Consider the following 12,513-nt stretch of genomic DNA (forward strand, 5'->3'; position numbering starts at 1 on the left):
GGAGAACAACCGAGATGGTTGTACCGGCCACCACAACACCGCCTGCGGCGTCGCTGCTCGCGGTGCTCGGTGAGACCATTGCCGCTGCCCGCGCCGCGGATCGCGGTGACCTGGTCGCCCGCCTGGAAACAGCGGCCGACCGGGTCCGCGATCCGCGGCGGCGGATCGTGATCGCGGGCCAGCGCGATCAGGGCAAGAGCCGGTTCGTCAACGCGCTGTTGAACAGCGATCTCTGCCCGGTCGGCGACGACGCCACCACCACCGTGCCGACGGTGCTCTCGCACGGCCCGGCGCCCGCTGCCCACCTGGTGTTCACCAGCGCCGACCGGGCCCATGAGGAGCGCGTGCACGTCGACGACATCGCCGCCGCCACCCGCACCCCGGTGGTGGCCGATCGCCGAGCCACCCGCTTGGAGATCACCGCCCCGAATCAGCTGCTGGCCGACGGCATCGTCCTCGTCGACACCCCTGGCATCGGCCAGGGAAACAACTGCACGGCAACCATTCTGGGCATGGCACCGGCCTCCGATGCGGTGCTGGTGCTCTCGGATGCCTCCACCGAACTCACCGAACCCGAGCTGGCGTTCCTGCGGCAGGTCCGCCAGCTCTGCCCGGCAGTGGCCTTGGTGCTCACCAAGATCGACCTGTATCCGCATTGGCGTCAGGTGGCCGCCGCCGATCGCGCCCATCTGGATCGCGCCCAGCTGCCGGTGCCGATTATCGCGGTGTCGTCGCTGCTGCGTTCGCACGCGCTGCGGTTACAGGACAAGCAGCTCGGCGCCGAATCCGGGTTCGGCGTGCTCTTCCAGTTCCTGCGCGAGCAGGTGGTGGCGCGCGATCAGCGGGCGACGCGGATCGCGGTGTCCCGCGATATCCATTCGGCGGCCGAACATCTGGCGCTCGCCCTCGGCAGCGAGCTGGTCGCGCTGCGCGATCCACGGCAGGGCGCGGCCGCGGTCGCGGAGCTGCAGGCGGCCAAGGCGGCCGCCGAGGAATTGCATCGCCGCACAGCGGCCTGGCAGCAGACTCTCGCCGACGGGATCACCGATCTCGCCGGCGACGTCGACCACGATCTGCGCGACCGGCTGCGCACCGTCGCCCGCACCGCCGAGGAATGGATAGACGATCACGATCCGGGCAGGCATTGGGCGCGCATCGAGGAATGGCTCACCGGGACAGTCGATTCGGCCCTCGGTGACAACCTGTTGTGGACGGGTGCGCGCGCGGAGAAGCTCAGTGAGCGGGTGGCCGAGCATTTCATCGAACTCGGCGCGGTCGATCTGCCCGATGTGCGTCCGGGTGAGCAGGACGATCAATCGCGCTCGGCGGCGGTCACTCTCGCGGATCTGGAACCCGATATCGGTATCGGCAGCAAGCTGCTGGTCGGTATGCGCGGTTCGTACGGCGGTGTGCTGATGGTCGGCCTGGCCAGCACGTTCGCCGGGCTGGCCCTGCTCAACCCGATCTCGCTGGGCGCGGGTGTGCTGGTCGGTGGCAAAGCGTTCCGCGACGACGCGCAGGCCCGGCTCGCCAAGCGACGCAACGAGGCCAAGGTCGCGGTCCGCCGCTACGTCGACGATGTGGCGTTCCAGGCAGGCAAGGAATCCAAGGATCGCCTGCATCGCATCCACCGAGCGTTGCGTGACCATTACACCGGCGTCGCGCAACGCAGTCTGCGTTCCATCGACGATTCGCTGCGCGCCGCGCAGGAGGCCGCGACCATGGAGTCCGCCCGCCACGCCGAACGCTGCGCGGAGCTGGAACGTCAGCTGCGCGCGGTGGCCGCGCTGCGTAATCACGCCGACGCCCTGCGTCCGCCGGCGATGAGGTCTACCGAGACGGGATCGGCGGCGGCGCCGGATATCAGCCCGGTACGGTGACCGCGTGAGAGCGGAGCTCGAGACCGAGCCGGGAATCGTGACGCAGGCACGCGGGCTGATCGGGGCGGCGCGCCGGGAACTGGCGGAGGTGCCGCGGGCGCGCGGGTTGCTCGCCGACTGTGCGCGCAGGCTCGACCAGCCGTTGCGGGTGGCGCTGGCCGGCTCGCTCAAAGCGGGCAAATCCACGCTGCTGAATTCGCTGGTCGGCCAGCAGATCGCGCCCACCGACGCGACCGAGTGCACGCGGGTGGTGACCTGGTATCGCAACGGGCCGACGCCCGCGGTCACCGCCTTCTCCGCCGACGGTCGCGCGGCGAACGTGGTGGTGCGCCGCGGTGCCGGCGCGCACGGCCTGACCTTCGATCTCGACGGCCTGAACTGGGGCGCGCCCGGGCGGCGCGAGGTGGACCACCTGGAGGTGGAGTGGCCTGCCGCGACCCTGGCCGCCACCACGATCATCGACACCCCCGGCACGTCGTCGCTGTCACGTGAGGTGTCGGCCCGCACCGCCCGCCTGCTGACGCCGGAGGATACGAGCATTCCCGGCGCCGACGCCGTCGTCTACCTGTTGCGCAGGCTCGACGAGGCCGACATCCGGTTCCTGGAACGGGTCGGGACCGCCGGTGGCGGCGCGGGCCCGCTCGGTGTGATCGGGGTGGTCTCGCGCGCCGACGAGATCGGCGCAGGCCGCATCGACGCCTTGCATTCGGCGCGCGAGGTGGCCGCCGGGTTCGCCGCCGAACTGGAACGGACCGGATTGTGCCAGGCGGTGATCCCGGTGGCCGGGCTGCTGGCGTTCGCGGCGGCGACGCTGCGCCAGCAGGAGTTCGCCGCGTTCGAGGCGCTGGCAGGTGTGCCCATGGAGGAACTGTCGGCCGCGCTGCTGTCCGCCGACCGCTTCGCCCGTCCCGATCTGCCGCTGCCGGTCGCGCCGCAGTTGCGCGCCCAGCTCGCCGATCGTTTCGGGCTGTTCGGCATCAGGCTCGCGATCACCCTGGTGCGGCTCGGCGCTCGCGATTCGACGACGCTTGCCGCCGAACTCACCGAGCGCAGCGGGGTGAACGAATTGCGCTCGGTACTCGACGTGCAGTTCGGTCAGCGCGCCGATCAGCTCAAGGCCCATTCGGCGCTCAGCGCGCTGGACCGGGTGCTCACCGCCTACCCCGGCACCGCCGCCGATTCGCTGCTGCCGCAGGTGCGCACATTGCTCGCCGACAATCACGGTTTCACCGAATTGCGTCTGCTCGGCCGGTTGCGCACCGAGGAACCCGGCCTGCCCGCATCCGAGCTGGCCGAACTGATCAGGCTCATCGGCGGTTCCGGCGTAGCCGCGCATCTGCGGCTCGGCCTACCCGCCGAGACCGATGCCGGGACCAAGCGTGCCGAAGCTGTGGCCGCCGCGCGTAAGTGGCGTGCGCGCGCCCAGCATCCGCTGGCCGACCAGTTCACCGCCACCGCCTGCCGCACCGCGGCGCGCAGTGCCGAAGGCATTCTCGCCCAGCTCACGCTACGGATGTGAGCTGATCCGTGCGTCGCGCTCGCATGGGCTGCACACTGGAAAGGGATGGGACAGCGAGATGTGGTGCACGCGTTGCTGGACCGGGCGGGTACCGGGTACGCCGCCGCGGCGGGCATCCATTTGGCCGACACACCGGCCCCGCTGTTCCAGCTACTGATGCTGTCGGAGCTGCTCAGCACGCGAATCTCGGCCGATCTCGCGGTGGACGCGGCCAAGGAGCTCATCGATAGCGGTTACCGCACGCCGCAGCGCGTCGCCGATGCCGACTGGCAGGAACTGGTGGACGCGCTCGGCCGGGCGCACTACCGCCGATACGACGAGTCGACCGCCTCCCGCTTGGGTGCGATGGCCTCGACCATCCTGGACCGCTACGACGGCGACCTGCGCAAACTCGCCGATGAGGTCGACCACGACCCGACCCGCGCCGCCGAACTCCTCCAGCAGTTCAAGGGCATCGGCCCGGTGGGCGCCGACATCTTCTTGCGTGAGGTGCAGGACGTGTGGACCTGGGCGCGCCCGCATTTCGACGAGCGCGCACTACACGGCGCCGAACGCGTCGACCTGCCCACCGACCCCGACCGCCTGGCCGAGCTGGCCCCGCGCGGTCATGTCGCCGACCTGGCCGCCGCCCTGGTCCGCGTCACCCTCGACGACGACATCGCCGAAGACGTGCGCACCGGTAAGCGGTGAGCGGGCGGGCCGTTGCTTCCCACCTCGGTTATCGTCGGTGGCCGACGCATCGGCGAGAGTCACGCGGCCGGGCTGATTACCTACTTGCATGCCTCGCCGCGCCGATCATGTGCCACCGAACCCGTCGCCACCGCGGCCCGCGAAGCGATGTCCTCGGCCGTCGAACTGTCGAGCTACCTCTGCGCTGCCCTGCTCGCCGCGGCGCTGCTGGCCACCCTGTTCATGCGCCCGTCCGGGGTCGGGCGGCCGGACTGAGCCGCGCCTCCGCGCGCATGCCGCCTCGGTTCGACGAACCGGTCGGCTGTCGGTGTGCGGAGGAGGATGGGCGAGGCGGTGACGGGTTGCGAGAAAAAATCCTCGCCCCCGGGGAATAGACCCTGACCACCGCTGGTTGAGCTGATCGAGCAACATTGAGTGTGTTCGACTCAAGTTTGACTTGACGCCCGGTGTGGCCGACGGGCAGGATTGAGCCGACCACGCTCAGTGTTGCTGGGACCGTGCTCCGTGCAGTGTCAGGGGCCTGGTCCATGGCGCGGTAAGCGCCGATATGGGCTGATAGCCCCGACACCACACAGGCATCGAAAAATAGGAGGAAACAATGGCTCGTGCGGTCGGAATCGACCTCGGGACCACGAACTCGGTCGTCGCCGTTCTCGAAGGTGGTGAGCCGGTCGTCGTCGCCAACTCGGAGGGTTCGCGCACCACGCCGTCGGTCGTCGCGTTCGCCAAGAACGGCGAAGTGCTGGTGGGCCAGCCGGCGAAGAACCAGGCAGTGACCAACGTCGACCGCACCATCCGTTCCGTCAAGCGCCACATCGGCACCGACTGGACCGTTGGCATCGACGACAAGAAGTACACCCCGCAGGAAATCAGCGCCCGCGTGCTGATGAAACTGAAGCGTGACGCTGAGGCCTACCTCGGTGAGGAGATCACCGACGCGGTCATCACCGTCCCGGCCTACTTCGAGGACGCCCAGCGTCAGGCCACCAAGGAAGCCGGCCAGATCGCGGGCATGAACGTGCTCCGCATCGTCAACGAGCCCACCGCGGCCGCGCTGGCCTACGGCCTGGACAAGGGCGACAAGGAACAGACCATCCTGGTCTTCGACCTCGGTGGCGGCACCTTCGACGTCTCGCTGCTGGAAATCGGCGAGGGCGTCGTCGAGGTCCGTGCCACCTCCGGTGACAACCACCTCGGTGGTGACGACTGGGACGAGCGCATCGTCAAGTGGCTGGTCGACAAGTTCAAGGGCACCTCGGGCATCGACCTGACCAAGGACAAGATGGCCATGCAGCGGCTGCGTGAGGCCGCCGAGAAGGCCAAGATCGAACTCTCGTCCTCGCAGTCGACCTCGATCAACCTGCCCTACATCACCGTCGACGCGGACAAGAACCCGCTGTTCCTCGACGAGCAGCTCACCCGTGCCGAGTTCCAGAAGATCACCTCGGACCTGCTCGACCGCACCCGCGCGCCGTTCCAGTCCGTGATCAAGGATGCGGGCATCAAGGTCTCCGATATCGACCACGTCGTGCTCGTCGGTGGTTCCACCCGTATGCCCGCCGTCTCCGAGCTGGTCAAGGAACTGACCGGTGGCAAGGAGCCCAACAAGGGCGTGAACCCGGACGAGGTCGTCGCCGTCGGCGCCGCCCTGCAGGCCGGTGTGCTCAAGGGTGAGGTCAAGGACGTCCTGCTGCTCGATGTCACCCCGCTGTCGCTGGGTATCGAGACCAAGGGTGGCGTGATGACCAAGCTCATCGAGCGCAACACCACCATCCCGACCAAGCGTTCGGAAACCTTCACCACCGCCGACGACAACCAGCCGTCGGTGCAGATCCAGGTGTTCCAGGGTGAGCGCGAGATCGCCTCGCACAACAAGCTGCTCGGCTCCTTCGAGCTGACCGGCATCCCGCCGGCCCCGCGCGGCGTGCCGCAGATCGAGGTCACCTTCGACATCGATGCCAACGGCATCGTGCACGTCACCGCGAAGGACAAGGGCACCGGCAAGGAGAACACGATCAAGATCCAGGACGGCTCCGGCCTGTCCAAGGAAGAGATCGACCGGATGGTCAAGGACGCCGAGGCGCACGCCGCCGAGGACAAGGCCCGCCGCGAGGAGGCCGAGACCCGCAACCAGGCCGAGTCGCTGGTGCACCAGACCGAGAAGTTCATCAAGGACAACGAGGACAAGGTGCCCGCCGACGTCAAGGAGAAGGTCGAGGCGGCCATCGCCGAGGCGAACGAGGCGCTGAAGGGCACCGACATCGCCGCGGTCAAGTCGGCCGTGGAGAAGCTGGCCACCGAGTCGCAGGCGCTGGGCCAGGCGATCTACGAGTCGTCCGCCGCCGACGCCGCCGCGTCCGGTAACGGTGCCTCCGCGACGGCCGACGACGATCAGGTCGTCGATGCCGAGGTCGTTGACGAGCCGGTCGACACGGAGAAGAAGTGACGAACGCGAACGCTGGGAACTCCGAGGAGCCGATCAGCTTCGTCGACAAGCGCAAGATCGATCCCGAGAACGGTGAGGTCAGGGAGGCTGCCGGGGCGGGCAATGGTTCCGCCCCGGCCGAGCCGGACGCCGCCGAGGTCGACGCCGCCGAGGTACCCGTGTCCGACGCCGCGGTCGAGCTCGCCGAGCGCACCGCCGACCTGCAGCGTCTGACCGCGGAGTACGCCAATTACCGGCGCCGGGTCGAGCGCGACCGCAAGGCCGCGATCGACGCGGCCAAGGCCGGCGTTGTCACCGAATTGCTCGGCGTGCTCGATGATCTCGATCGCGCCAGGGCGCACGGCGATCTGGAATCGGGGCCGCTGAAGTCGGTTGCCGACAAGCTGAGCGACGCACTGCGCAAACAGGGTCTCGAGGAGTTCGGTTCGGAGGGTGAGCCTTTCGATCCGACTCTGCACGAGGCGGTGCAGCACGAGGGTTCCGGACACTATCCGGTGATCGGCCTCGTGATGCGCAAGGGTTATCGGTTCGGTGACCGGGTGCTTCGGCACGCGCTGGTGGGGGTAACCGACGGCGTGGGCGATCTGCCCACCACCGCCCCCGCCGACCAGGGCGAAGCCCCCGCACCGGACCAGGCCGAGGCATCGGATGCTGATGCCGGCACCGACGAAGGATAAGAGCGCGGCCGAGCCGCACCGTACAAGAGGAACGAAAGGAGGAGATGCCCGGTGAGCCAACGGGAGTGGATCGAAAAGGACTTCTACAAGGAGCTGGGCGTCTCCTCCGGCGCCTCGCAGGACGAGATCAAAAAGGCCTACCGCAAGCTCGCGCGTGACCTGCATCCGGATGCCAACCCCGGCGACACCAAGGCCGAGGAGAGGTTCAAGACCGTCAGTGAGGCGCATGCCGTGCTGTCGGATCCGGTCAAGCGCAAGGAGTACGACGAGACGCGCAGGCTGTTCGCCGGCGGTGGTTATCCGCGCGGTGGATTCACCCCCGGCGGCGCCGGTGGCGGATTCTCGCAGGAGTTCAACCTCGGCGACATCTTCGGTGCCGGTGCCACCGGTGCCGACGGTGGCCTCGGCGATCTGTTCGGCGGTCTGTTCAACCGGGGCGGCACGCGATCGGCGAGCCGGCCCCGGCGCGGTTCCGATGTGGAGACCGAGACGACCCTCGGGTTCCGTGAGGCCGCGCAGGGCGCCACCGTCCCGCTGCGGATGACCAGTCCGTCGCCGTGCACCACCTGTCACGGCAGCGGCGCCAAGCCGGGCACCAGCCCACGGGTCTGCCCGCACTGCAACGGCACCGGCGTGATCAGCCGCAACCAGGGCGCGTTCGGGTTCAGTGAACCGTGCGACGACTGCCGCGGTACCGGCTCGATCATCGACAACCCGTGCGTGGACTGCCATGGCAGTGGTATCCAGAACCGGACCCGCACCATCACCGTCCGCATCCCTCCTGGTGTGGCGGACGGGCAGCGGATCCGGCTGGCCGGGCAGGGCGAGGCCGGGTTGCGCGGTGCGCCCTCGGGCGATCTGTACGTGACCGTGCACGTCAGCCAGGACCGGGTCTTCGGCCGCAGCGGCGACGACCTGACCCTGGTACTGCCGGTCAGCTACAGCGAACTGGTCCTCGGCACCACGGTGTCGGTGCCGACGCTGGAGGGCCGGGTCGGGGTCAAGGTGCCTCCGGGCACCGCCGACGGCCGCATCCTGCGGGTGCGCGGCCGCGGTGTGCCCAAGCGCGGCGGCGGAGCCGGTGACCTGCTGGTCACCGTCAAGGTTGCGGTGCCGCAGAAACTGGATGACAACGCCACCGAGGCGCTGCGGGCGCTGCAGGAGGCGGAGAAGGCCAGCGGTTTCGATCCGCGAGCAGGATGGGCAGGTGCGTGATGTCCGGAGATCCGAAGCAGGCGTCGGGTGGGCCGTCGCGAGCCGAGTACTTCATGATCTCGGTGGCGGCCCAATTGGCCGGTATGCATGCGCAGACGCTGCGCACGTATGACCGGCTGGGGCTGGTGACGCCACAACGCACTTCGGGCGGCGGGCGACGCTATTCGGCAAGGGATGTGGAGCTGTTGCGCGAAGTGCAGCGGCTGTCCCAGGACGAGGGCGTCAACCTGGCGGGCATCAAACGCATCATCGAACTCACCAATCAGGTCGAACAGTTGCAACAGCGCGTCGCCGAGCTGAGTGCGGAACTGGAGCGCGCGCGGGCGAACTACCGCGCGGATCTGACCCCGCCGCAGCGCAGCACCGCGCTGGTGGTGTGGCAGCCGCGGCATCGCCGGTAGCCGTTCGCCGGATGAGTTCTCGGGCCCCGGCCCGGCTCCGCTCGTGGGCCGGGTCGGGGCCCGAGGTCCGTCCGGGAACGTTTCGGATTTGCCGACAGATCGCTGTCGGATGCGAACTTCATTGTGAAGCTTGCATATTGAGTGGTCGAGTGACGGATTTCACCCGTTTTATCCAGTCCTTCAGTCGGTTTCGTCGCGAATTCGTACGCCATACCCTTGTTTTGTCGGAATTGCACGTGGGATGTTTCGTCCGTCCATTCCACTGCCGGCAAACCTCGCCTACACTCCAAAGCCACGGCTGCTGACGAGTGTCCCGCAGCACCTCACTCGCCGGCACGGATAGTGCTCGAATGCGAAATGGGGTTGTGGCGCATATGGATTCGCGGACCGTCGCGTTGATCAGGACGACGTTCAAAGCGGTTGCCGCGGAAGAGGGTGGGGCGGAGCGGTTGTCCAAGTCGTTTTATGCGATCTTGTTCACCGAATATCCGGGTGTCCGCGATTATTTTCCCGCGGCGATGGACGCGCAGCGTGACCGCCTTGTCAAGGCCATCGGATACGCGCTCGACCGGCTGGAGGAGCCGGAAAAGTTGCTGCCCTTCCTCGCCCAGCTCGGCCGCGATCACCGCAAGTACGGGGTCCAGCGGGCCCATTACACGGCGGTATCGGAATCGTTGAAGACGGCCATGCGCCGATTCGCCGGTTCGGAGATGTGGACCGACGAGGTCGAACGCGCCTGGACCGAGGGCTTGGCGCTGATCTCGGACACCATGATCGGCGCCGCCGAACAGGAGAGCACACCGCCGGTGTGGACCGGAACGGTCGTCGAACGCCGCGAGGTGCTCCGCAATCTGGCGGTGATCCGGCTGCAATTGGACCAGCCGATGCAATACGCGGCGGGCCAATATCTGAGCGTGCAGATCCCCTCGCGGCCGCGGATGTGGCGCTATATGTCGCCAGCGGTCCCGGCGAATGCCAACGGCGAGATCGAATTCCATATTCGCTCGGTCCTCGGTGGCTGGGTCAGCCCGGCGATGGTCGGCAACACCGCGGTCGGTGATCAGTGGCTGCTCGGCTCCCCGCTGGGCGGATTGGGAATTCCGCGCAACGTCAAACGCAAAATGCTGATGATCGGCTGCGGCACCGGTATCGCACCGCTTCGCGCCCAGCTCATGGCAATGTCACAGCGACGCATCAATCCGAAGGTGCACCTGTTCGTCGGCGGCCACCATCCGTGCGATCTCTACGACCTGGAGACGCTGAGCCGGCTCGCGGTCGCCAACAAATGGCTCACCGTCACGCCGGTGACCGAACGCGCCGAGAATCCGTGGTGGTACTACGATTCCGGCGAATCGGAAAGAACCTGGCCCGGCCTCGAACCACGGGTGACCGGGCAGATCGGAAAGATCGTCGCCGGCTACGGCGCATGGGCCGACCGTGATGTGCAGATCGTCGGCTCACCTTCGATGGTGCAGACCACCAAGTTCCGGTTGATGGCTACCGGGACCCGAGCCATGAACATTCGTCACGATCCGCTCTTCTGAGCCATGAGCGGCCGGATCAGCCGCCCTCCCACTGAATTCGTTCCGCCGGTGTCCCGGTGTCGAGCAGCCGCTGCACGGTCGCGCGCGTCATCCCGGGCGAGCCGCACACCAGCACCTGGTGCCGGTCGAACGCGCCGTGCGAGCCGACCACCTCCGCGAGCGTCCCGTACAGCATCTCATCGGGTGCGAAGCCGATATCCACCCGGGAACGCTCGTACCATTCGTCCGGCAGATCGGGATCGTCCGGGGTCTCCACCACCGGAACCACTGTCAGCCACGGCAATTCCTCGGCCAGCAGCGTCAGCATGTCGGCCGCGTACAGGTCGCGCGGCGATGCACCGCCGACGAACAGGTAGGTCGGCGGCTGCACCTCGCGACGAGCCAGTTCCAGGATCTGCGCGCGCATCGGCGCCAAACCCGTGCCGCCCGCGATCATCACGACCTCGTCGCCCTCCGGATCGACGAAGAAGGTGCCTGCGGGTGCGCCGATCGTCCACTCGTCGCCGGCCGCGGTATCGGCCACGATCCCGCCGCTGCACCAGCCGCCGGGCACCGTGCGCACATGGAACTCGAGCTTGCCGTCCAGCGAGGGCGGCAGGGCGGGGGACAGGCGCCGCCGCAGACCGGGGAACTGCGGTACCCGCACCTCCACCGACTGCCCGGCGGTGAACGGCACGAACTCGCCGATCAGCCGGATCACCGCGAGATCATGACGCAGCCGATGATGTCCGACCACGGTCGACTTCCACACGGGCGCTTCCGGAATCGCGCCGTTGCGTGGCGCATGCGGATCGATGTCCATACCTACTCTCAGACGGGATCGGAACTGATGATCGACTCCGGTGTGCCCACTGCCAGCAGCGCGCGCCGGGTATCGGCGATCATCTTCGCCGAGCCGGCGATCTGGATCTGGCGATCCGACCACGACCCGAAGCTGGCGACCACCGCACCGAGATTACCGACCAGGCGCCGGTGCATGCCGTAGGGCGCGTCGGCAGCGGGATGCGGATACCACCACGGGTTGGTCTTCTGCTCGCACACCGGAACGATCGTCAGCCACGGGTTGCTCTGCGAGAGCTGCCACATGTTCTCCACGTCGTACAGATCGCACGGGTACACCCCGCCGATGAAGAAGTGCACCCGCGGGTTGATGCCGCGCTGCCCCATCTCGATGAGCTGGGCGCGCAATGGCGCGATGCCGGTGCCCGAACCGATCATCAAGACATCCCGGCCGCTTTCCTGATCCACATGGAGCCCGCCCAGCGGGCCGCCGATCAGCCAGCGGTCGCCGACGGTGGTCTCGTTGACGATGGCCGGGCTCACCCAGCCACCGCGGACCTTGCGGACGTGGAATTCGATCTCGCCGTAGGGATTGGCCGGAATCGCCGGCGACAGATACCGCCACATCTTCGGCCGCTGCGGCACCGCGACCGGCACGTACTGGCCCGCCTGATAGGGGATCGGGCTGTCGGATTGCAGCCGCACGATGGCGAGATCGTCGAGCACATGCCGGTGCCCGACGACGGTGGCCTCCCAGTAGGGCGGGGAATCGTCGGAGTTGGCGCCGATGGCCATGGCGGCCGAGATCAGCAGGGCGACATCGCGCCAGCCGTCGGCCAGTTCATCACTCCAGTCGGCACCGTTGTAGGTGCGGGCGGCGGCGAACAGGGCGCGGCCGGCGAGGTCGTAATGGGAGGCTTCGACGCCGTACTTGCGGTGATCGCGGGCCAGCTGTTCGAGGAACTTCTGTGCCCGGTCCCAGTCCTCGAGATGATCGAGCATGTACTGGATGGCGGTGACCAGGCGTTTCGGCTGCATATCCATGGCGGGCGGGAACAGATCCCGCAGCCCGGGATTCTCGGCGAACAGGTGACCATAAAACGCACTGATCAACCGCTCGGGTCCGTGCGGTGAATCGACCACCGAACGGAAGTTGGCGCGGACCAGCGCAGCCGAACGCGCATCCACGGCGTGGGCTTCCTTTCCCTCGAAGAGCTGCCCGGGGACCTACCCGTAACCGGCGGTCCTCCGTCGAGGCAAGTATCCCTGAAAACGCCGTGGTCATGTGGGTATGGGCAGGTTACCGGCATTTGTCACATGTTGGATGCGCAACACCGGTTCACCGGTCACGGTCGCGGCGT

General features: G+C 67.8%; 10 protein-coding genes. 8 read left to right on the top strand and 2 right to left on the bottom strand.

The features are described 5' to 3' along the window. Positions 1–14: 14 nt before the first annotated feature. The 8 genes from AC4HOU_RS09350 to AC4HOU_RS09385 all read left to right on the top strand — a co-directional run bounded on the left by AC4HOU_RS09350 (position 15) and on the right by AC4HOU_RS09385 (position 10,372). Positions 15–1,880 (top strand): dynamin family protein, encoded by a 1,866-nt coding sequence (locus tag AC4HOU_RS09350; protein ID WP_490724373.1) that lies wholly within the window; start codon positions 15–17, stop codon positions 1,878–1,880. Positions 1,881–1,884: 4 nt separating this feature from the next. Then, the gene (locus tag AC4HOU_RS09355) at positions 1,885–3,399 is read left to right on the top strand and encodes a dynamin family protein (protein WP_490724374.1); all 1,515 of its coding nucleotides are present in this window, start codon (positions 1,885–1,887) and stop codon (positions 3,397–3,399) included. A gap of 45 nt (positions 3,400–3,444) precedes the next feature. Then, on the top strand, positions 3,445–4,089 hold the full coding sequence (locus AC4HOU_RS09360) for an HhH-GDP family DNA glycosylase (protein ID WP_490724375.1): 645 nt from the start codon (positions 3,445–3,447) through the stop codon (positions 4,087–4,089). A gap of 598 nt (positions 4,090–4,687) precedes the next feature. Next, positions 4,688–6,535, top strand: coding sequence for a molecular chaperone DnaK (gene dnaK, locus AC4HOU_RS09365; protein ID WP_163817582.1), 1,848 nt, complete (start codon positions 4,688–4,690; stop codon positions 6,533–6,535). Further along, the gene (gene grpE, locus AC4HOU_RS09370) at positions 6,532–7,212 is read left to right on the top strand and encodes a nucleotide exchange factor GrpE (protein WP_490724376.1); all 681 of its coding nucleotides are present in this window, start codon (positions 6,532–6,534) and stop codon (positions 7,210–7,212) included. The genes dnaK and grpE overlap by 4 nt, the downstream gene beginning before the upstream one ends. 51 nt (positions 7,213–7,263) lie before the next feature. Then, positions 7,264–8,427, top strand: a complete 1,164-nt coding sequence (gene dnaJ, locus AC4HOU_RS09375) for a molecular chaperone DnaJ (protein ID WP_163817587.1) — start codon at positions 7,264–7,266, stop codon at positions 8,425–8,427. After that, positions 8,427–8,828 carry a heat shock protein transcriptional repressor HspR gene (locus AC4HOU_RS09380; protein WP_163817589.1) on the top strand — a complete coding sequence of 134 codons (402 nt, stop codon included), beginning with the start codon at positions 8,427–8,429 and terminating at the stop codon, positions 8,826–8,828. Before dnaJ ends, AC4HOU_RS09380 begins: the two co-directional genes overlap by 1 nt. A gap of 374 nt (positions 8,829–9,202) precedes the next feature. After that, the gene (locus AC4HOU_RS09385) at positions 9,203–10,372 is read left to right on the top strand and encodes a globin domain-containing protein (protein WP_163817600.1); all 1,170 of its coding nucleotides are present in this window, start codon (positions 9,203–9,205) and stop codon (positions 10,370–10,372) included. Positions 10,373–10,388: 16 nt separating this feature from the next. Here AC4HOU_RS09385 and AC4HOU_RS09390 read toward each other — a convergent pair whose 3' ends face one another. Beyond that, the gene (locus tag AC4HOU_RS09390; protein ID WP_163817592.1) at positions 10,389–11,174 is read right to left on the bottom strand and encodes an FAD-binding oxidoreductase; all 786 of its coding nucleotides are present in this window, start codon (positions 11,172–11,174) and stop codon (positions 10,389–10,391) included. An 8-nt stretch (positions 11,175–11,182) separates the two neighbouring features. Beyond that, entirely contained in the window at positions 11,183–12,340 is a 1,158-nt protein-coding gene (locus AC4HOU_RS09395; RefSeq protein ID WP_163817594.1) for an FAD-binding oxidoreductase, read from the bottom strand. Between the last annotated feature and the right edge of the window lie 173 nt (positions 12,341–12,513).

Source organism: Nocardia sp. JCM 38205 (assembly GCF_058222935.1).

Coding starts and splice junctions, on each gene's coding strand:
- AC4HOU_RS09350 (WP_490724373.1), top strand. CDS start 15: ATGGTTGTACCGGCCACCACAACACCGCCTGCGGCGTCGCTGCTCGCG.
- AC4HOU_RS09390 (WP_163817592.1), bottom strand. CDS start 11,174: ATGGACATCGATCCGCATGCGCCACGCAACGGCGCGATTCCGGAAGCG.
- AC4HOU_RS09380 (WP_163817589.1), top strand. CDS start 8,427: ATGTCCGGAGATCCGAAGCAGGCGTCGGGTGGGCCGTCGCGAGCCGAG.
- AC4HOU_RS09385 (WP_163817600.1), top strand. CDS start 9,203: ATGGATTCGCGGACCGTCGCGTTGATCAGGACGACGTTCAAAGCGGTT.
- dnaK (WP_163817582.1), top strand. CDS start 4,688: ATGGCTCGTGCGGTCGGAATCGACCTCGGGACCACGAACTCGGTCGTC.
- AC4HOU_RS09360 (WP_490724375.1), top strand. CDS start 3,445: ATGGGACAGCGAGATGTGGTGCACGCGTTGCTGGACCGGGCGGGTACC.